Origin of the sequence: Roseomonas alba (assembly GCF_019430885.1) — a bacterium.
GTDB lineage: Bacteria > Pseudomonadota > Alphaproteobacteria > Acetobacterales > Acetobacteraceae > Neoroseomonas > Neoroseomonas alba.
Genome location: NZ_JAHYBZ010000001.1, coordinates 368,657 through 388,693, shown reverse-complemented (window position 1 = coordinate 388,693; position 20,037 = coordinate 368,657). Strand labels below are relative to the sequence as shown.

Here is a 20,037-nt window from a genome sequence, read left to right as displayed (position 1 = left end):
TCAACTGGCGCGCGATCAGCGCGAGCAGGCCGCGCCGCCGAGCACGCAGAATGTCGCGCAATGCGGGTGGTTCAGGGCCACCGGCCGCGCGGCCTCGGCCAGGGATTCGCCGAGTTCGAATTGCGGGTCGTAGGGCAGCAGCGTGCAGGCGACGACCGATGGCCGCGCGGCACCGCGGCGCTTCACCACCATCCGTGCCGAGGCACACATCAGGCTGTCGGGCGATTTGCGCAGGATGCCCCAGCAGGCGGTGGTGATCTCCGGCACGTCGGCGCCGGCATTCATCTCGGGGAAGAGCATCAGCGCCACGGGGTCGGCGGCATCGACCGGGATGCCAAGGGCGGCGAAGAGCGCGGCGTATCCGGCCCGCATCGCCGCCTCGGCCCCGACGCCGAAGCCGGCGCGGCCGGCGACATGGATGTGGAAGCCGTGGCGGGCGAGCCAGACCAGCCCATCAAGGGTCTTCGCAAAGCTGCCGTCCCCGCGTTCGGCGTCGTGCAGCACCGGATCGTGGTGGTCGAGGGAGACCCGCAGGGTCAGCCGATCGCCGAAGGCCTCGCGCAGGGCGAGCAGCGCCGACGCATGGTTCATCATCGGCTTCATGGCATTGGTCAGCACCAGGGCCGACAGCCCGCGCCCGAGCACGTCGCGCAGCATCGCCGGCAGGTCGCGGTTCAGGAAGGGCTCGCCGCCGGTGAAGCCGATCTCGGTGAGCGGCATGCCGAGGGCCGCAGCCTCGTCGAGATAGGCCGCCAGTTCGGCGGCGCCGAGATAGACGAGCGCATCGTTGGTCGGGCTGCTCTCGATGTAGCAATGCCGGCAGGTGATGTTGCACAGCGTGCCGGTATTCACCCAGAGGGTGCGCAGGCCGGTCAGCGGCACGCTCGCCCGGGGCTCGCCCTTGGCGGTGACGGCAGGATCGCGGAACTTCGCCGGGTCGAGCGGGCGGGGCAGTGTCTGCAACGACATGGTCACCAATGGCGCCCCACAGAGGTTGATCCAGGGCAAAGCACCTTCGGTGCCAGTGGCGCTACCCAGATCCCACTGGCCTGTGGGCCCTTCGACCGGCCCTGCCAGCGTGCAAGGAGGGAGAAAGCCATGAGTGCCCGTCTTCCAATGCCGCGCCCGGAAAACCCGTCCGACCTGTTCGGAACGTTACAGCGGGAGGTGAACCGGGTCTTCGATCAAATGTTCGGAGGCAGCCCTGCCTCGGTTACGGGCTTCGCACCCAAGATCGAGGTGAAGGAGACCGCCGAGGGCCTGACCGTCACCGCCGAGCTGCCGGGGATCGAGGAGAAGGATGTCGAGGTATCGCTGGACGGCGACATGCTGACCCTGTCCGGCGAGAAGCGCGCGGAGAAGACCGAGGATAAGGAGGGCCTTCACCTCGCCGAGCGGTCCTATGGCAGCTTCCGGCGCAGCCTCGCCCTGCCCTGGTCGCCCAACCCGGCCGATGCGACGGCCGCCTTCGACAAGGGCGTGCTGACCGTCACCCTGAAGCGGCCGCCCGAGGCCGAGGCGAAGGCCAACCGCATTCCGATCGGCAAGCCCGCCGCGGCCGGCTGATCCCGTCGAGAGGCCGCGTGGAAATGCGCCAATCGGCGCATTTGCTGTCCGGCACCGGCCCGCATCCCCAGCCGGCCATCCAACGTCAGTATGCTGAATGGGGTGGCCCGGCGGGGATGAGGGCTGGTGCCGGATTTTTCAAACGGTCTCTCAACCGGTGGCCGGGATCGCCCGGCCGCCGACCAGGCGCAGGATGCGCGTTGGCCGCTCGACGCCGATCAGCCGGTGCAGGATCAGGATGACGCTGCGGCCCGCCATCGCCTCGTCCAGCGTGGCGAGGAAGGCGCGCTCGGTATCGGCATCGAGACCGGCGGCCGGTTCATCCAGGATGAGCACCGAGGCGGGGGAGAGCAGCGTGCGGGCCAAGGCGAGGCGCCGGCCCTGGCCGCCGGAGAAGCGCGTGCCGCCTTCGCCGCACTGGGTTTCCAGCCCTTCGGGCAGACTGCGGATGAGGTCCCCGATCTGCGCGCGGTCGAGCGCCCGCCAGAGTTCGGCCTCGGTCGCCTCCGGCGCGGCGAGGCGCAGATTGGCGGCGATGCTGTCGTCGAACAGCCGCGCATCCTGGGTGAGCCAGGCGACCCGCCGGCGCAGATCGGCCGCGGCCAGCGTCGCGATGTCGATCCCGCCCAGCGTGATGCTGCCGGATTGCGGCGCCGCGAATTTCAGCAGCAGGGCGGCGAGCGTCGATTTGCCGGCGCCCGAGGGGCCCAGCAACGCGATGCGCGCGCCCTCGGGCACGTCCAGGTCGAGCCCGTCGAAGACGGCCGGGCGGTCGGGGGCCCAGGCAAAGGTGACGCCCGACAGGCGCAGCGCATGGCCCTTCGGCAGCGGCGCCGGCGCGGAAGGGTCGGGCACGGGTTCGGGGGTGTCGGCGGCTTCGAACAGCCGATGCGCGGCGGCGCCGGCCGCGGCGAGCGCGGCGCCGGCACGCGGCATCAGGCTGAGCGCCTCGGCGGCGGCGAAGGCAAGGAAGACCGCGAGCAGCCCGGTCGCGACAGCATGGTCCCGCGACGCCAGCGCCCAGGCGAGGCACCCGAGCAGCGCCACCTGGGTCAGCAGGGAGCCCATCGCGCCGCCCCAGGCCGCGCGGCGCGCGAGGCGCGTCTGCGCGGCGGCGAGGGTCGCGCCCTCGGCCGCCACGCGCGCGGCGGCGCGGGCCTCGCCATTGGCGGCGAGGGTGTCCTCGAGTCCCGTCAGCGGTTCGACGACGGCGCTGCGCAGCGCACCCTGGGCCTCGGCGACCTCGGCCCCGGCCCGCGCCGCGGCGGGGGCGAGCAGCATCGGCAGGACCAGCGCGGCGGCGAGCGGCAGGGCCAGGATGGCCGCGAGGCCTGGCGAGGCGGCGCCGACGACGAGCGCCATGGTGACCACCACGGCGAGCGCCGCCGCGGCGGGGACGATGACGCGCAGATAGAGCCCGTCCAGCGCCTCGACATCCGCGACCAGGCGGCCGAGCAGGTCGCCGGCGCGGCGCAGGCCGAGCCCGGCCGGCAGGCGCTGGGCCAGGCGGCCGAAGAACCACACCCGGGTCTGGGCCAGGGCGCGGAAGGTCGCCTCATGCGTCACCAGCCGTTCGAGGTACCGGGCGACGGGACGGAACAGCATCACCGGCCGCAGCCAGAGCAGGGCCGTGATCCCGAAGCCCACCACCAGCACGGGCGCGCCGCTGCCCTGCGCCACGGCGCCCGAGATGACGCGCGCGGCGAGCACCAGCAGCGCAACGCCCGACAGGGCGGAGAGCACCGCCATGGCAACGCCCGCCGTCAGCCATCCGGCATGGCCGCGCCACAGGCGGAGAACCCGGAAGACGTCGTGTCGCATCACTCACCTGCCATGCGGGGGGCGCCGGCGCGGCCCGCCTGCATCTCCAGCACGCGGCCGAAGGCGTTGCGCGCCACCCGCGCATGGGTGGCGACGATGGCGGTGCGGCCGATGCAGAGCCTGCGCAGCGCGTCGAGCACCACCGCCTCCGTGCCCGGGTCGAGATGCGCGGTCGGCTCGTCGAGCAGCACCAGCGGCGTGTCGCGCAGGAAGGCGCGGGCGACCGCGACGCGCTGGGCCTGGCCGCCGGACAGGCCGAAGCCGCCCTCGCCGACCGGCGTGTCGAGGCCCTGGGGCAGGTCGGCGGCGAATTCCATCACCTGGGCGGCGCGCGCTGCGGCCTCGACGGCGGCGTCATCGGCCTCGGGGCGGGCGAAGCGGATGTTCTCGCGGATCGTGTCGTGGAAGATGAAGGCGCGCTGGCCGACATAGGAGGAGAGGCGACGGAGCTCCGCCGGCCTCAGCAGCATCGCGTCGCGGCCGTTGATGGCGACGCGCCCGGCATCCGGGCGGCGGAAGCCCATGAGGATGCGCAGCACGCTGGTCTTGCCGGCGCCGGAGGGGCCGGTCAGCAGCACGGTTTCCCCCGGCATGGCGCGCAGGGACAGGCCGTCGAGCGCCGGCGGGCGATCGGGGGCGTAGGACAGCGTCACATCCTGGAAGGTGATGGTGACCTTGGGCGGGACTTCCTCGAGCAACAGGCCCTCGGGGTCCGGAGCGTCGAGCAGTGGGGCGAGGTCGGCGGCCGCGCCGCGCGCCGAGAGCTGTTCGTGATAGGCGGCGGAAAAGGCCCGCAGCGGCGCGAAGAAGGCCGGGACGAGCAGCAGGGTGAACAGCGCCGCGACGGGCTCCGGATGGCCGCCTCGGACCAGTGCGCCATGGTGGTAGGCAAGCGAGGCCAACGCGACGGCGATGAGCAGTTCCATCGCGCCGGCCGAGACGAAGGCGACGCGCAGCACCCGCATGGTGCGGCGGCGGAGCTCATCGGCCGCGGCGCCGAGGCGCGTCGCCTCGGCCTGCTGCTGGTTGAACAGCACCAGCACCGGCAGGCCGCGCATGCGGTCGAGGAAGCGGCCGGACAGGCGCTGCAGGGCGGCGAATTGCCGGCGGCTGGCCTGGGCGGCGCCGATGCCGGTGATGGCCTGGATGACCGGTACCAGCAGGCCGCAGCCGAGCAGGATCAGGCCGCTGCGCAGATCCATCACGGAGGTCGCGGCCGCGACCAGCAGCGGCCCGAGCAGCGCCAGCATCGCCGCGGGCAGGTAGCGCGCGAAGTAGCCTTCCATCGCCTCGATGCGTTCGACGACGAGGGCGCTCTTCTGGCCCACGGCGCGGTCATCGGCGGGGCCGGCGGCGAGCAGCCGGGCGAAGGCGGTGGCGCGCAGGCGGGACTTGGCGGCCTCGCCGGCCGCGAGCTGCGCGCGTTCCTGGGCGATGCCGAGGCCCGCCATGAGCAGGGCCAGCACCGCCGCGGCGGCGAGTTCCGCCCAGCCGGCATCGGCGCGGCCGAGCAGCGTCGCCAGAAGCCGCGCCAGAAGAAATGCCTGTGCGATGCCACAGGCGACGATCCCGAGTCCGATGAGGACAGGCGGGAGGAGGCGCGACCGCTCGGCCCGGGCCTCTCGCTTCAGCAGGGCAGCGGCGGCGTGCTCTGCTCGCGGTTCGGGGGATGCCATGGCGGCGTTCTAGCCGAGATGCGACGGGTCCGAAATCGGGATGCCACGACTTGCCGGCGCCGTGGCCCGGCGGCATCAGGACGGGCCAGGAGGTGCCCGATGCTGCCCACCCATGACCGCTACGACTACCATCCCTGGCCGGAGCGGAAGGCCTATGAGTGGCCGGGCGGGGCGAAGCTCGCGGTCTATCTCGGCGTGAACCTGGAGCATTTCGCGTTTGGCGAGGGGCTGGGAGCGGAGCTCGCGCCGGGCGGGCCGCAGCCGGACATCCTGAACTTCGCCTGGCGGGACTACGGCAACCGGGTGGGCGCCTGGCGGCTGATCGAATTGCTGGACGAGGTCGGCTTCCCCGCGACGGTGCTGCTCAACAGCGCGATGTATGCCTATGCGCCGTCGCTGGTCGCGGCGCATCGCCGGCGGGGGGACGAGATCGCCGGGCATGGGCGGACCAATTCCGAACGCCAGTCCGTGCTGCCGGAGGCCGAGGAACGCACACTGATCGCGGAGAGCACCGCGGCGATCGTCGCGCATGAAGGCAAGGCACCGCGCGGCTGGCTGTCCCCCTGGATCGCCGAGTCGCGGGTCACGCCCGACCTGCTGGCCGAGGCGGGCTATGCCTATTCGCTGAACTGGGCGGCGGATGACGCGCCGATCTGGAAGCGAACGCGGGCGGGCAGGCTGCTTGCCATCCCCTACCCGCAGGAGATCAACGACATCCCCTCCATCGTCGGGCGGAAGGATGGCGCGGCGCAGTTCGCCGACATGATCATCGACGATTTCGAGGAGCGGCTGCTCCAGACGCGGGACGGGTTGCCGCAGGTGATGGGGATCGCGCTGCATCCGTATCTCGTGGGCCAGCCCTATCGGCTGCGGCAATTGCGGCGGGCGCTGATGCATCTCGCGGCGCGGCGCGGCGTTGTCTGGGTCACGACCGCGGTCGGCATCCTCGACCATGTGACGGGGCTGCCGCCAGGCACCATTCCGGGAGAGTGAGATGCGCCGATTGCTGCCTGCCCTGGCCCTGCTGGCCGCCTGTTCGACGGAACCCGGTCCGGGCACGCCACGCACGGTGGGACAGGTCGACCTCGCCCGCTACGCAGGGCAGTGGTACGAAATCGCGCGCTTCCCGACCTCCTTCCAGGACAGCGCGCGCATCCGCTGCGAATACACGACCGCGACCTACACCCCGCGGCCTGACGGCAAGGTCAGCGTGGTGAACCGATGCCGCAACGGGCTGGCGGGCGGGGCGGAAAGCGTTGCGGAGGGCACGGCCTACAGCGCGTCACCCGGCAATGACCGGCTGCGCGTGACCTTCTTCTGGCCCTTCTACGGGGATTACTGGGTGATCGGGCTCGATCCCGACTATCGCTGGGCCGTGGTGGGGGCGCCGGGGCGCGACTACCTGTGGATCCTGTCGCGCACGCCGCAGATGGCGCCGGCCGACCGTGATGCGGCCATCGCCATCGCGCGGCGGGAGGGCTTCGACACCGCGAAGCTCCAGCCCACCCCGCAATAGCGCCGCCTCAGCGCCCGAGCAGCATGATCGTGCTGCGTGGCGGTTCATCCGCGCGGAAGGCCGGCCAGCGGGTCGCGGGATTGGCCCAGTTCGCGCCGGGCGTCGCACCGGGATGGGCCACGGCGGCGAGCAGCGTGCCATCCGCCGTCACGGCCGCGCCGGAGGCTGCCGCCCCGACCGGGACGGCCATGAGCAGGGAGGGCTGGCCGCGATCGGCGCCCTCGGTCGGGACGCGGTAGAAGGCCTCGGGCAGCGCACCCGGCCGGGCGCCGCGATCGGTGCCGACCAGCAGGGCGCCTGCGCCATCGAAGGCCAGCGAGGCCGGCGCCCAGGGCCAGGCCGGGACCGGCGTGGGCGCCTCGCCGCGCCGCGCAGGCGGCTGGGCCGGGGCCTCGCGGCCTTGCAGCAGCGTTTCGGCGATACCGGTCTCGGAGGCCAGGTCGCCCGCGGCGGCGCGAAGGGCGAACGCCTGGCCGGCGCCGCCGCGCGTTGCGACGCATAGCCTCTGCCGCTGCGCATCGAGGGCAACCGCCCAGGGCTGATCGAGCGCCGTCGCGCCCACCCCGCGCGCGGCGGCGAGGGGATCGCCTTCGGGCAGGGGCAGCCAGCGCAGGGACCCGCCCTCGAAGCGCGCGGCGGCCATGCGGCCGGCGTCGAGCGCCCGCGCTCCCGCCGTGTCGTTCGACAGGAAGCGATAGAGGTAGCCGCCCGGCCGGCCATCAACCATCCAGACCACGGCGCGGCCATCGGCCGCGAGGCCCGCCGCCGCGTCCACGGCGCCGAAGCGGCCCGGCGCGGCACGCTTCACGGGGACGGAAACGGGATCGGAGGGATCGACCTCCACCAGCATGCCGGTGGTGCTCGATTCGAGCCCGGGCAAGCGGCCGACCCAGGCGGCGGCACCGCCCTCGGCGAGCAGCACGCTGCCCCAGGGGGTGACGCAGCCGCCGGTGACGCCGACGATGCCGGCCGCCGGGCCGCCATCCGTGCCGATGCGGCACAGCGTCGCCGCCGTCAGGCGGCGGTTCTGGAAGCCGCCATCCACGACCACCCAGGTGCCGCCACGCCGCGCGACATTGACCAGGGTCGCACCCTGCATGGCGCCGGCGACGGCCGGGATGTCGCGGCCGCCGGGGAAGGCCATCGCCGCATCCACGGTCGGATGCGCGACCACCAGCACCGCGCGCGGCACGCCGTCGGAGGCCTCCGGCGAAGGGATCAGCGCCACGATGCGGGCATCCCACCCGAATTGCGCGGCGGCGGCCTCGGCGGTGGGGCGGGCAGGCGTCCAGTCCGGCGCGTCGAAGGTCACGCGGTCGCCCCAGCGGATCAGCACGCCCTCCCGCAGACCCGGCGCGACGAAGAGGTCCTGGCGCAGGGTGAACGACTGCGCGCGCAGCGCCGGCGCGGCGAGCAGCAGCGGTGCGGCGAGCAATCCCCGGCGGGCAATCATGCGGCGGTGTCCTCGATGCGCGGCGGCAGGTGGACGCGGACCGGGGGCAGGGCCTCGGTCCATTTCTCCACCTGCACCAGGCAGGATTGCGCGGAAGGCCCCTGCCCCAGGCGCGAGGTGCCGATATCCGGCGTCAGCACGTTCGGATTGCCATGCACGCAGAGGCTGCCCGGCACGCCGGGTTCCAGCGGGTCGAACCAGGCGCCGGTCGCCATCATGGCGACGCCGCGCATCAGCCCTGGATCGGTGCGCAGGCCACCCAGGCAGGCGCCGCGGTCGTTGAAGACGCGCACGATGTCGCCCGGATTCAGGCCGCGTTCGGCGGCGTCGTCGGGGTTCAGGGTGATGGGCTCGCGACCCGCGATCTTGTTGGTCGCGGCGACACGGCCAGGGTCGAGCTGGCCATGCAGCCGCGTGGCCGGCTGGTAGGACAGCAGGTGCAGCGGGAAGCGTTCCGCCTGCTTCGCGCCGAGCCATTCACGCGGTTCGATCCAGACCGGGTGGCCCGGCGCGTCGTCATAGCCGAAGGATGCGATGGTGGGGCTGAACAGCTCGACCTTGCCGGTCGCGGTGTCGAGCGGGTGTTCCTCGGGGTCCGCCGCGAAATCGGCGAATTGCGTGTATTCCTCGCCGCGCGCGGGGGCGTCCGCTTCCCAATAGCCCTTGGCCCAGAAGCTGTCGAAGTCGGGCGTGTCGACGCCGGTGCGGGCGCAATTCTGGCGCCACTGCTCGAAGAGGTGACGCAGCCAGGCCTCCTCGTTGCGCTGCTCGGTGAAGCGGTCGCGGAAGCCGAGTTCCTCGGCGATGTCGGCGAGCATGTCGTGGTCGTTGCGCGCCTGGCCGACCGGGTCGATCGCCTTGTGCATGGCGCGCAGGAAGCGGTCGCGGCCGGACGACGCGATGTCGTTGCGTTCCAGCGTCGTCGTCGCCGGCAGCACGATGTCGGCGTGGCGGGCGAGCGCGTTCCAGTGCTGGTCCTGCGCGATGATCGTCTCGGCATTCGCCCAGGCGCGCAGCATGCGGTTGAGGTCCTGGTGGTGGTGGAATGGGTTGCCGCCGGCCCACCAGATGATGCGCGTGTCGGGGTAGCGCTGTTCGCGGCCGTTGAAGTCGTAGGTCTCGCCGGGCTTTTCCAGCATGTCGGTGACGCGCGCGACGGGAATGAAGGCACCGGTCGGGTTGCGCGTGCCGGGCATGGAGAAGGAGGGGATTTCGCGGCGCGGATGACCCATGCCGCCGACGCTGCCATAGCCATAGGCCACGCCCTCGCCTGGCCTGCCGATCTTGCCGAGGATCGCGGCGAGGGCGGCCAGCATCCAATAGGGCTGCTCGCCATAGTCGGCGCGCTGGAGCGACCAGGTCGCGGTCAGCATGGCGGGCTGGTCGGCCAGTTCCGTCGCGAGGCGCCGGATGGTCGCGGCGGGAATGGTTGTGATGGGCTCGGCCCATTCGGGCGTCTTCGCGATACCGTCGGACTCGCCGGTGACGTAGGCCCGCAGGCGGTCCCAGCCGGTGCAGCGCGTGGCGAGGAAGTCGCGATCCTCGCGCCCGGCCGCGACGATAGCCTGCGCCATGGCGAGCAGCAGCGCGGTATCGGTGCCCGGACGGATCGGAATCCACTCGGCGTTGCACCAGTCGGGCACATCGGCGCGGTTGGGCGAGACCTGGACGAAGCGCAGCCCGGCTGCTGCCGCGGCGCGCAGGTTCATCTCATTGGCGTGGGCGCCCGAGGCGCCCGAGGTAACCAGCCCGTTGCGTAGCGGCAGCCCGCCCAGGCACAGCATCACCTTCGAATAGCGGATGATCGCCGCCCAATCGGTGGTGCGGCCCAACAGCACTTCGTTGGTGCCGAGGACATGCGGCAGCAGCGCCTGCGCCGCCGCGTAGGAATAGGCGTTGATCTGTCCCGTATAGCCGCCGCCGAGGCCCAGGAAGCGCTGCAACTGCGACCGCGCATGGTGGAAGCGGCCCGCCGAGGACCAGCCATAGGACCCGCCGAAGATGCTGGTCGGGCCGTGCTCGGCGCGGACGCGGCGGGTTTCCTCCGCCACCAGGCGCACGGCGCGATCCCAGGATACGGGAACGAAGGCATCCCCACCGCGCAGCGCGCCGCGCCGACGACCTTCGAGCCAGCCCTTGCGAACATAGGGGCGATCCACCCGAGAGGGGGCGTGGACGATGTCGGGCATCGCCTCGATCAGGCTTCCCGGGAAGGGGTCGCGATCGAAAGGCTGCACGCCCACCACGCGGCCGTCGCGCACAACGGCCTCGAAACTGCCCCAATGGGCGGCATGCGGCTTGATCTCGGTCATGTGCGGCTCCTTCGCCCGGGAAAGTGGCGTGGGCATGGCCGAAGGGCAACCGCAGCCCCTTGGGCGGCGCGACGTCCGGGCCTAATGTGCGGCCTTCTTTCGCCTGGAGAAGGCCTCTGCCATGACCCCGCCGCGCAATTCCAATGCCGCTCGCGACATCGCGAACGTGCTGCACCCCTATACGGACGCCAAGGCGTTCCAGCAGACGGGCCCGCTGGTCATCACCCGCGGCAAGGGCGTGAAGATCTACGACGAGCAGGGCAAGGAATACATCGAGGCGCTGGCCGGGCTGTGGTGCGCCTCGCTCGGCTTCGACAACGAACGCCTGGTGCAGGCCGCGACCAACCAGATGCGGAAGCTGCCCTTCTACCACTCGTTCACGTCGAAGTCGCACGAGCCGATGATCGACCTGGCCGAGATGCTGATCGAGCGCGCGCCGTCGCCGATGAGCAAGGTCTTCTTCGGCAACTCCGGCTCCGAGGCGAATGACTCGGCGCTGAAGATGGTCTGGTACATGAACAACGCCATCGGCAAGCCGAAGAAGAAGAAGGTCTTCGCCCGCATCAAGGCGTATCACGGCATCACGCTCGCCGCCGCCTCGCTGACCGGCCTGCCGGCGAACCACAAGCTGTTCGACGCGCCGATCGCCAATGGCCGCTTCATCCATGTCGGCACGCCGCACCACTACCATGAGGCGAAGCCGGGCGAGTCCGAGGAGGATTTCGCGACGCGCCTCGCCGAGGAGCTGGAAGCGAAGATCATCGCCGAGGGCGGCGCCGAGGAATGCGCGGCGTTCTGGGCCGAGCCGGTGATGGGTGCGGGCGGCGTGATCGTGCCGCCGAAGACCTACTTCGAGAAGGTGCAGGCCGTGCTGAAGAAGTACGACATGCTCTTCGTCGTCGATGAGGTCATCTGCGGCTTCGGGCGCACCGGCAGCTACTGGGGCAGCCAGACCTTCAACATCCAGCCGGACATCCTGGTCTGCGCGAAGGCGCTGTCGTCGTCCTACCTGCCGATCTCGGCGGTGATGGTGAACGAGGCGGTGTTCCAGGGCATCGCCGAGGGCTCCTCGGCCGTCGGCACCTGGGGCCATGGCTTCACCTATTCGGGCCACCCGGTCAGCGCCGCCGTCGCGATCGAGACGCTGAAGATCTACGACGAGACCAAGCTGGTCGATCACGCGGCGGAAGTCGGCGCGCATATGCAGGCGGAACTCCGCAAGCGCTTCGCCGACCATCCGATCGTCGGCGAAGTCCGCGGCGTCGGCCTGATCGGCGCGATCGAGCTGTCCGCCGACAAGGCGGCAAAGAAGCCCTTCGACCCGGCGAAGAAGGCCGGCCCGCGCCTGTGCAAGCTCGGCGAGGAGAATGGCGTGATCCTGCGCGCCATGGCCAATGACAGCATGGGCTTCTCCCCGCCGCTGGTCATCACCAAGGACGAGGTGACCGAGATGCTGAGCCGCGTGGAGAAGTCGCTGGACGCGCTGGCAGTGGAGCTGCGGCGGGAAAGCATCGCCGCGGTGTGAGTCGTCTTGGAGAGGGGCTTTGCCCCTCTCCAAACCTTTCCCCACCAAAGGCCACAGGGCCTTTGGAAACCGATACCTGGCGTCGGGCCATCAGGGCACGCCACGCTGTTGATGCCGCGTCGGGCCCGACGCAAGTTTCTCGTTCTATGCACCCTCCCCGCCCAGCACCAAGTTGAGGTGTCCAGAGGCCTTTCGGCCTTTGGCGGGGTGGTCCGGAGGGGCAGAGCCCCTCCGGTGACCGCGACATTCGGAACCGACCGTGACCGCGACATCCCCTGCCCTGCCCATTGCTGTCGCGCTCGCCATCGCGCCGCTGGCTGTGGTGCTGCAATCCAAGGCCATGGCGCCCATCGCGCTGATCGCGTTGGCGTTCAGCGTCGTCGCGGCATGGCGGCGCGACCACGCATTGCCTTGGGGCCCGTCTGCGGCGCTGCTCGCCGCGCTGGCCCTCGGCCTGTGGGGCACGGTCAGCGCCGCCTGGGCGATCGAGCCGGCACGCGCCTTCACGACCGGCCTGTCGATGGTCGGCATGGTGCTCCTTGCCGGCGGATCGGCGCAGGCGTTGAACGGCAGCGACGATGCGACGCGCGCGCACCTGGTGCTGGTGCTGGCCATCGGGCTCGCGGTCGGACTGGTCGCCGCGACGATCGACACGCTGACGGGCAATGCCATCCGCGCGGCGGTTCGCGGCCTGCGGGAGGTGCCGGTCACGCTGGCCTTCGGGCTGAAGCCGGCGGGGTCGGTGATGGCGCTGCTGCTGCCTCTGGCCGCCGCCCTGCCCTGGCCGGTGGTGCCGCGGATCGGTGCGCTGGTCGTGGGTGCGCTTGTGCTGATCCTGCTGCCCGGTGACACGGCGAAGATCGCCGCGGTGCTCGGTCTGGTTGCGGCGGGGGCGGCACAGCTTGCGCCGCGCGCGGTGCCGCGGCTGATCGGCGCGGCGCTCGGCGTTACCATCTTGGTCATGCCGCTGCTGGTCGCGCTGATCCCCGGCTTGCCGCTGGAGCGCTTTCCGCAATCCGCGCTGCACCGGATGCTGATCTGGGACTTCGCGGCCGAACGCATCGCGGAACGGCCGATCCTCGGCTGGGGCATGGAAGCGAGCCGCGAGATTCCGGGCGGCCGCAATCAGCCCTCCGCAGCAGCGCTGGACCGGATGCGCATCACCGATCCCGCCATGCGGCGCTGGTTCGGCGAACCGCATGTGAACATCCTGCCCCTGCATCCGCATAACGGCGCGTTGCAGTTGTGGCTGGAGCTCGGGGCGGTGGGCGCGGCGATGGCGGCGCTGCTGGCCTGGTTCCTCGGTGTGGCGGCGGCGCGAGCGCCCTCGCCGGCCGCGGCGACGGGGGCGCTGACCTCCGCCGCGATCACGGCCATGCTGTCCTTCGGGGCCTGGCAGGCCTGGTGGGTCGCGGCGATGCTGCTGGCCGCCGCAGCCTGCGCCGGGCTCCCCCGCGCCGGGGCCAGGGTTCGAGGCGTTCAGGAAACGCCGTAGGTCGTCTCTCGCGACATGGCCGCGAGGTGTTCGGAGACCGGCCCCGGGACCGTCCTACCGTGCGCGTTCGATGACGAAGGTGACGACGTCCGCGAGGGCGGTCTTCTCGGCGCTGTCGGGAAAGGACGCGAGCGCCGCGATCGCCTGTTCGCCATAGAGGCGCGCGCGTTCGATGGTGTCGTCGAGCGCGCCGTGCCGGCGCATCAGCGTCAGCGCGTGGGCGAGGTCTTCCTCGCCCTGGTCGCGCTCTTCCTGGGTGCGGCGCCAGAAGTCACGCTCCGCGTCGTCGCCGCGCTGGAAGGCGAGCAGCACGGGCAGGGTGATCTTGCCTTCTCGGAAATCGTCGCCGACCGTCTTGCCGAGCGCGGCCTGATCCGCGCTGTAGTCGAGCGCATCGTCGACGAGTTGGAAGGCGATGCCGAGCGTCATGCCGAAATCGCGCATGGCGGCCTGACGGGCAGAGGGCTGATCCGCGACGACGGCGCCGACCTCCGTCGCCGCGGCGAAGAGCGCGGCGGTCTTGCCCTCGATGACCTTGAGATACTGCGCCTCGGTCGTCGTGGTGTCGTTCTGGGTGATGAGTTGCAGAACCTCGCCTTCCGCAATGGTCGCGGACGCGGCGGAGAGGATGCGCAGCACTTCGAGGTTGCCGTCCTCGACCATCAGTTCGAAGGCGCGGGAAAAGAGGAAGTCGCCGACCAGCACCGACGCCTTGTTACCGAACAGCGCATTGGCCGAGGCCTGGCCACGGCGCAGCGCGCTCTCATCCACCACGTCGTCATGCAGCAGCGTGGCGGTGTGGATGAACTCGACGCAGGCGGCAAGCTTCACATGGCGCGCGCCGCGATAGCCGCAGAGCCGCGCGGCGGAGAGCGTCAGCAGCGGGCGCAGGCGCTTGCCGCCGGCCGCGATGAGATGAGCGGCAAGCTGCGGGATCAGCGAGACCTCGCTCTGCATGCGGTCGACGATGAGGCGGTTGCACGCCTCGAGGTCGTCGCGCACGAGCATGGTCAACGCGGTGAGCGCATCCTCACCCCGCTTCGCGGCTGCGGCATCCTGGCCCGCCGGACCGGCGTCGAGCGGCTTTGCGATGGCGCTCACCCTTGCACTTCTCCTGCTGCGGCGCGCACCATAGTCATGCCCCGCCCAGGCGGCAAGCAGCGGAAAAACAAGGGAAATGGACTTGCGATGCGCATCGTCGCCACCACCACGGACCCGGTGCGGCTGTCCTTCCTGCGCGCCCTGCTGGCCGATGCGGGGATCGATACGGTCGTGCTCGACGCGCATATCAGCGCCATGGAAGGGGGCATCGGAGCCTTCCCCCGTCGCTTGGCCGTGGCAACCGACGATGAGCGCCGTGCCCGTGCCGTGCTGACGGAGGCCGGCGAGGCCACGGCGTGACCGATACGACCGAGGATGCGTTGCTCGACGGCCGCGTGCGGCTGCGCCAGCCGGCGAAGGGATTCCGCGCCGGGCTGGATGCGGTGCTGCTGGCGGCCTTCGTGCCGGCACGGCCCGGCGAACATGTGCTGGAAGCGGGCTGCGGCAGCGGCGCGGCCTTCCTCTGCCTTGCGGCACGCGTGCCCGGCTTGCGCGTCGCAGCGGTGGAACGCGACCCGGCAATGGCGGCGCTTGCCGCCACGAATGCCAGGGCGAATGCCGTCGATGCACGGGTGACCGAGGGCGATGTCGTGGATCGGGTCCTCGCCCGCCGGCTGGCGCCCTGCGACCATGCCTTCGCCAACCCGCCCTACTGGCCGGACGGCACGCCGCCGCCGCAGGCGCTGCGCAGCGCGGCGACACATGAAGCCGGTACGGACCTGGACGCCTGGGCGGCCTTTTTGGCGGCCGCGCTGCGCGATCGCGGCACGGCGAGCCTGGTGCTGCCAGCCGCGCGCTTCGATGCCGGGGTCGCGGCCCTGCGAAGCGCGGGCTGCGGGTCGGTCACGCTACTGCCGATCGCGCCACGGGCAGGCGATGCCGCGAAGCGGGTGCTGATCCGGGCCCGCAAGGCCGGGCGCGCGCCGGCGCGGCTGTTGCCGCCCTTCGTGCTGCATGAGGCTGACGGCGCCTTCACCCCCGCCGCGGAGGCCGTGCTGCGCCTGGCCGCCCCGCTGGCCGCGGAATAGGACCTACTGGTCCTTCACTTCCGGGTGGCGCAGCAGCCAGAGACGCTCATGCGCCGCGACCAGGCTCTCGAGATTCTTGCGTCGGTTCGAATCCGGAGAGGCCGGGCGCCGCGTGAGCATCATTTCCAGAATGCGCAGCAGTTCCTCAGCAACCTCGAAATCGCCCTGATCGCAGGCGTGGTGAAAGGCAATCAGGATCTTGTCGGACAGGCGTCGCGTATGTCGCGGTGCTCCCGCGCCACCCCGCCCGCCATCGGCGCTCATCGCGCCGTCGTTGTCATCCAGCGACATGATGCCCCTCCACCGCCGTGCCCGCCCTGTTGATCGGGCCAGCCACCGTGGCTGCTGTAACATACCGCCGGAGGCGGCCTTGCGAAACCCTGTGTCTCACAGCGCGCGAAGCTGTGCGTTGACGGCGGCGGCGATCGCCTCCGGCGTGGTTTCTGGACGGAACAGGCTGCGCACGCGCCCATCCGGTCCGACGAAATAAATGAAGGAGGAATGGTCCATCAGGTAATCCGTGGAATCGCGCGGCTGGACCTTCGCGTAATAGACGCGATAGGCGCGCGCGGCCTGGGCCACCTGCTCGGCGCTGCCGGTCAGCCCGACCATGCGCGGATGGAAACGCGAGACGTAGTCGGCCATCGCCGCCGGCGTATCGCGTTCGGGATCGATGGAGATGAAGACCGGCGTCACGCGCTCCCCGGCCGGGCCCATGGCATCGAGCGCCGCGGCGATGGTGCCGAGCTCGGTCGGGCAGACATCGGGGCAATAGGTGAAGCCGAAATAGACCAGCAGCGGCTTGCCGGCGAAGTCGCGCTCGGTGACCGTACGGCCGGTCTGATCGACCAGCGTGAATGGCCCGCCCAGCGCGACGCCCTGCGCGAGCTGCACCCCACCGGGCGAGGGCGCCGGCATGTCGGCCCCCGTCATCTTGGCAAGATGCCGCAGGAAGGAATCCGCGACGGATTCGTCCGGGGCCCGGCCGAACCAGGCCGTGGCCCAGACACCTCCGAGCAGGACGACGAGAAGCAGGGCGAGTATGCGAATGGCGCGCAACATGATGCGGCGCAGTTAGGCCGCACCGAGGGGGGCACGCAAGGCCACCTCCGCGCGGTCCTGCTCTGCTCGCAGCCCGGTTGAGAATCCTCGCAGAAATCCGCGCACTCATCCGGCACGACGCGTGGCCGGATGCGGTGCGGGCCGATGCCGACAACGAGGGTGCGCCGGATGACGGATGCCCGGCGGCGCTCAGTGACGGACGCCCTCGATCGCGCCGTCCGGCTGCGGTGAGGTGAAGACGGAATCCGCGAAGGCTTCTTCCCAGGTGCCGGCGGTGCTGGCCTTGGAGTATTCCGTCGCGCGGTTCTCGAAGAAATTGGTGTGCTCGACCGCGTTCAGCATCTCATCGAGCCAGGGCAGCGGATTCTTCTCGATGTTGTAGAGCGGCTCGAGGCCGAGCTGCTGCAGGCGGCGATCGGCGATGAAGCGGATATACTCCTTAGTCTGCGCCGCATCGAGGCCCTGCACGCCGCCCAACTCGAAAGCGAGATCGATGAAGGCGTCCTCGTGCTCCACGATGGTGGCGCAGATCAGGGTGATGTCGCGCCGCAGCTCGGCGGTCCAGATCTCCGGGTTCTCCTGCACGAAGGTGCGGAACAACCGGATGACGGACAGGCAGTGCAGCGTCTCGTCGCGCACCGACCAGGTCACGATCTGGCCCATGCCCTTCATCTTGTTGAAGCGCGGGAAGTTCATGAGGATCGCGAAGGAAGCGAAGAGCTGCAGACCTTCCGTGAAGGCGCCGAAGGCGGCGAGCGTCTTGGCGATCTCGATCTTCGAATCGACCGAGAAGGTCTGCATGTAGTCGTACTTGTCCTTCATCTCCTTGTATTTGAGGAAGGCGGTGTACTCGATCTCGGGCATGCCGATGGTGTCGAGCAGGTGGCTGTAGGCCGCCACGTGGATGGTCTCGATGTTGCTGAAGGCGGACAGCATCATGAGCACTTCCGTCGGCTTGAACACCTGGGAGTAGTGCTTCATGTAGCAGTTGTTCACCTCGACATCGGCCTGGGTGAAGAAGCGGAAGATCTGGGTGAGCAGGTTGCGCTCGCCATCCGTCAGATTCTTCTGCCAGTCCTTGACGTCATCGGCCATCGGCACTTCTTCGGGCAGCCAATGCACGCGCTGCTGCATCAGCCAGGCATCATAGGCCCACGGGTAGCGGAACGGCTTGTAGACCGGATTCGAGGTGAGAAGATCGAACTTCACAGGAAGTTCGTCGGTCGAGACTCCGTCGGCCATGGGCCATCCCCCAGCAAGACTGCGCTGCGCTGATTCCTACCACGCTTTGTGGGAGCATCAAGAACACACCACAACATATTGTGGTGCCGCGAGTCGTGGCCGCGACTCGCGGCGGGCAGGTCACTCTACGCGGATGTTGGCGTCGCGCGCGATCACGGCGTTCTCGGCCACTTCGCGGCGGATGCGGGCGTCGAAGGCCTCCGGTCCCTCGGCGAGGATGACGCCGCCCGCATCGACGATGCGCCGCGCGATCGTCACGTCGCGCAGCAGGCCGAGCGTGTCATTCGCGATGCGGTCGACGATCGGGCGGGGGACGCTCTTCGGCCCGAGGAAGCCGTACCAGGGGCTCGTGTCGGGAATATCGAAGCCGACCTCCGCCAGGGTAGGAATGCCGGGCAGCACTTCCACGCGCACCGGTCCGCCGATCGCGAGCGCGCGCAACCCGCCATCCCGCACCAGGCCGATCGCGCCCGACAGGGTGCTGAAGGTGGCCGGCACGCGGCCGGACATTACCTCCTGAAGGGCCGGAGCACCGCCGCGGAAGGCAACATGCGTCACCTCGATGCCCGCCTTGCGACGGAAAATCTCCAGCGCGAAATGCCCGGAGGAGCCGTTGCCCGAGGAGGCGAAGGCCATGCCCGGGTCACGCTTCGCCGCCTCGACCAGCGCGCCGACGGTCCTGTAGGGTGAATCCTTCCCCACGAAGAGCACGGTCGGCGAGGCGTAGATGTTCACGATCGGGGTGAAGTCCGCGAGCGTGTCATAGGGCAGCCGCGCATAGACCGCGGCGTTGGACGCATGCGTGCTGGCGGCGAGGAAGATCGTGTAGCCATCGCCAGGGGAGCGGGCGACGGCCTCGCTCGCGATCACCTGGCTGGCGCCTGGCCGGTTCTCGATGACGATGGGCTGGCCCCAGAGGCGGCCGAGCGGATCCTGCAACAGGCGCCCGCCGAAATCGGTGGGACCACCTGCCGGATAGCCGATGATCATGCGGACAGGCTTGTCGGGCCAGGAACCCTGGGCGCGGGCCGGAGAGACAAGAGGTATCGCCGCGAGCGCAAGGCTCCGCCGGGTGAGCATGGTCGTTTCTCCCAAAGTGGTTTTGCGGAAGGCTAGCCACAGATGTGTCGCTTGGGAAAGCCGGGACCGCGGTTCGGGAAAGCCGGAGGGAAGATTGGAGAGTGGCGCCACCTCACAGGCGCGAAGATCGTGGTGATGGCGAACCGGGGAAGGGCTCTGCCCTCCCCCGAACCCCCACCCGCCAAAGGCCCGAGGCCTTTGGAAACCATGACCTGGCGCTCGGCATGAATGGGCTTCACACTCATTGAACGCGTGCCGTGCGCTGCTGCCCGAGAGATGCCGAGACCCGCCTTCGCGCATCGCGGGCGTTTGGAGTGGGCGGTGAGGGCGTTGTGTCCGGCACCAGAAGATTGCGTTCCGCGTGCTCCAGGCACGAGGAGCGCCCATTGGCGTCGCAAAGCAACGTCAATCGGGACCCTGGTGGTGGCGTGGTTTTGGAGGGGCTGCGCGCCCCAAGGAGCAGACCAACCCTCAGGAAGACCTTCCGGCCGGTCTTTGCTGCCTCCCCACGCTACCGCCGATCCGGATAGTCCCGCCCCGGCCTGGCCCGGTAGGTCGGCAGTGACCAGCCTGCCGTGATCGCCGCTGCCCGCGCTCCGAACCCGAGGGCAATGCCGCAGGAAATCGCCGCCGTGCGCCCCACCCCGAGATCGAGCAGCAGCACGAACCCCGCCGCGCCGAGTGCCGCCGCGGTGACGTAAATCTCCCGCCGCAGCACGAGCGGCACCTCGGCACAGATGATGTCGCGCAGCATGCCGCCGGCAGTCGCCGTGATGGTGCCCATCAGCACGGCCACCCAGGCGGTTGCGCCCGCGCGCTGCGCAGCCTCGGCACCCAGCACGGCGAAGAGACCGAGCCCGACCGCATCGGCCCAGAGCAGCAACACGAAGCGCCGTTCGACCAGATGCGCCATGAAGAAGACGACCAGCGCGAGGCTGGCGGCCAGCGCCACCATCCCCGGTACGCGCAGCCAGAAGACCGGCTGGTTGAGGATCACATCGCGCACCGTGCCCCCGCCGAAGGCACAGAGGCACGCGATCAGCATGAAGCCCACCGGATCGAGCTGCTTACGCGAGGCGCTGAGCGCCCCCGCAACGGCAAGCACCCCCACCGCCGCCCAGGTGAGCACGTCCAGCAGGTCATCGAAGACGATCACACGG

General features: G+C 70.4%; 18 protein-coding genes. 7 read left to right on the top strand and 11 right to left on the bottom strand.

Annotated features, from left to right (window positions below):
* Window positions 1-15: 15 nt before the first annotated feature.
* The gene (locus KPL78_RS01755) at window positions 16-969 is read right to left on the bottom strand and encodes a radical SAM protein (RefSeq protein WP_219760924.1); all 954 of its coding nucleotides are present in this window, start codon (window positions 967-969) and stop codon (window positions 16-18) included.
* A gap of 129 nt (window positions 970-1,098) precedes the next feature.
* Between KPL78_RS01755 and KPL78_RS01750 the strand changes: the two genes are divergently transcribed.
* On the top strand, window positions 1,099-1,566 hold the full coding sequence (locus KPL78_RS01750) for an Hsp20/alpha crystallin family protein (protein ID WP_219760923.1): 468 nt from the start codon (window positions 1,099-1,101) through the stop codon (window positions 1,564-1,566).
* Between the two features lie 150 nt (window positions 1,567-1,716).
* Here KPL78_RS01750 and cydC read toward each other — a convergent pair whose 3' ends face one another.
* On the bottom strand, window positions 1,717-3,387 hold the full coding sequence (gene cydC, locus KPL78_RS01745) for a thiol reductant ABC exporter subunit CydC (protein ID WP_219760922.1): 1,671 nt from the start codon (window positions 3,385-3,387) through the stop codon (window positions 1,717-1,719).
* Window positions 3,387-5,063, bottom strand: a complete 1,677-nt coding sequence (gene cydD, locus KPL78_RS01740; RefSeq protein WP_219760921.1) for a thiol reductant ABC exporter subunit CydD — start codon at window positions 5,061-5,063, stop codon at window positions 3,387-3,389. The genes cydC and cydD overlap by 1 nt, the downstream gene beginning before the upstream one ends.
* A gap of 99 nt (window positions 5,064-5,162) precedes the next feature.
* Here cydD and KPL78_RS01735 point away from each other — a divergent pair, with 99 nt between their 5' ends.
* Together KPL78_RS01735 and KPL78_RS01730 are read left to right on the top strand one after the other, a co-directional pair.
* Complete coding sequence (locus tag KPL78_RS01735; RefSeq protein WP_219760919.1) at window positions 5,163-6,056, top strand: polysaccharide deacetylase family protein; 894 nt, start codon at window positions 5,163-5,165, stop codon at window positions 6,054-6,056.
* A 1-nt stretch (window position 6,057) separates the two neighbouring features.
* Window positions 6,058-6,579 (top strand): lipocalin family protein, encoded by a 522-nt coding sequence (locus tag KPL78_RS01730; RefSeq protein WP_219760918.1) that lies wholly within the window; start codon window positions 6,058-6,060, stop codon window positions 6,577-6,579.
* A gap of 7 nt (window positions 6,580-6,586) precedes the next feature.
* Here KPL78_RS01730 and KPL78_RS01725 read toward each other — a convergent pair whose 3' ends face one another.
* Both KPL78_RS01725 and KPL78_RS01720 read right to left on the bottom strand, forming a co-directional pair.
* The gene (locus KPL78_RS01725; RefSeq protein WP_219760917.1) at window positions 6,587-8,032 is read right to left on the bottom strand and encodes a PhoX family protein; all 1,446 of its coding nucleotides are present in this window, start codon (window positions 8,030-8,032) and stop codon (window positions 6,587-6,589) included.
* Entirely contained in the window at window positions 8,029-10,344 is a 2,316-nt protein-coding gene (locus tag KPL78_RS01720) for a molybdopterin-dependent oxidoreductase (protein WP_219760915.1), read from the bottom strand. The genes KPL78_RS01725 and KPL78_RS01720 overlap by 4 nt, the downstream gene beginning before the upstream one ends.
* A gap of 121 nt (window positions 10,345-10,465) precedes the next feature.
* Between KPL78_RS01720 and KPL78_RS01715 the strand changes: the two genes are divergently transcribed.
* The gene (locus KPL78_RS01715) at window positions 10,466-11,869 is read left to right on the top strand and encodes an aspartate aminotransferase family protein (protein WP_219760914.1); all 1,404 of its coding nucleotides are present in this window, start codon (window positions 10,466-10,468) and stop codon (window positions 11,867-11,869) included.
* A 259-nt stretch (window positions 11,870-12,128) separates the two neighbouring features.
* Window positions 12,129-13,364: an O-antigen ligase family protein gene (locus KPL78_RS30705; protein WP_219760913.1), complete on the top strand. Its 1,236-nt coding sequence runs from the start codon at window positions 12,129-12,131 to the stop codon at window positions 13,362-13,364.
* 54 nt (window positions 13,365-13,418) lie between these two features.
* On the opposite strand, the gene KPL78_RS01705 is transcribed toward KPL78_RS30705, so the two are convergent.
* Complete coding sequence (locus KPL78_RS01705; RefSeq protein ID WP_219761685.1) at window positions 13,419-14,372, bottom strand: polyprenyl synthetase family protein; 954 nt, start codon at window positions 14,370-14,372, stop codon at window positions 13,419-13,421.
* 180 nt (window positions 14,373-14,552) lie between these two features.
* On the opposite strand from KPL78_RS01705, the gene KPL78_RS01700 reads away from it, so the two are divergent.
* Both KPL78_RS01700 and KPL78_RS01695 read left to right on the top strand, forming a co-directional pair.
* Window positions 14,553-14,765, top strand: coding sequence for a putative signal transducing protein (locus KPL78_RS01700; protein WP_219760912.1), 213 nt, complete (start codon window positions 14,553-14,555; stop codon window positions 14,763-14,765).
* Entirely contained in the window at window positions 14,762-15,493 is a 732-nt protein-coding gene (locus KPL78_RS01695) for a tRNA1(Val) (adenine(37)-N6)-methyltransferase (RefSeq protein WP_219760911.1), read from the top strand. Before KPL78_RS01700 ends, KPL78_RS01695 begins: the two co-directional genes overlap by 4 nt.
* A gap of 3 nt (window positions 15,494-15,496) precedes the next feature.
* On the opposite strand, the gene KPL78_RS01690 is transcribed toward KPL78_RS01695, so the two are convergent.
* The 5 genes from KPL78_RS01690 to KPL78_RS01670 all read right to left on the bottom strand — a co-directional run bounded on the left by KPL78_RS01690 (window position 15,497) and on the right by KPL78_RS01670 (window position 20,033).
* Window positions 15,497-15,784 (bottom strand): hypothetical protein, encoded by a 288-nt coding sequence (locus KPL78_RS01690; RefSeq protein WP_408904472.1) that lies wholly within the window; start codon window positions 15,782-15,784, stop codon window positions 15,497-15,499.
* A 96-nt stretch (window positions 15,785-15,880) separates the two neighbouring features.
* A complete protein-coding gene (locus tag KPL78_RS01685; protein WP_219760910.1) occupies window positions 15,881-16,555 on the bottom strand; it encodes an SCO family protein in 675 nt (224 codons plus the stop codon).
* 189 nt (window positions 16,556-16,744) lie between these two features.
* Window positions 16,745-17,797 (bottom strand): ribonucleotide-diphosphate reductase subunit beta, encoded by a 1,053-nt coding sequence (locus tag KPL78_RS01680; protein WP_219760908.1) that lies wholly within the window; start codon window positions 17,795-17,797, stop codon window positions 16,745-16,747.
* Between the two features lie 120 nt (window positions 17,798-17,917).
* The gene (locus KPL78_RS01675; RefSeq protein ID WP_219760906.1) at window positions 17,918-18,877 is read right to left on the bottom strand and encodes a Bug family tripartite tricarboxylate transporter substrate binding protein; all 960 of its coding nucleotides are present in this window, start codon (window positions 18,875-18,877) and stop codon (window positions 17,918-17,920) included.
* A 511-nt stretch (window positions 18,878-19,388) separates the two neighbouring features.
* On the bottom strand, window positions 19,389-20,033 hold the full coding sequence (locus KPL78_RS01670) for a trimeric intracellular cation channel family protein (protein WP_219760905.1): 645 nt from the start codon (window positions 20,031-20,033) through the stop codon (window positions 19,389-19,391).
* Window positions 20,034-20,037: the final 4 nt, after the last annotated feature.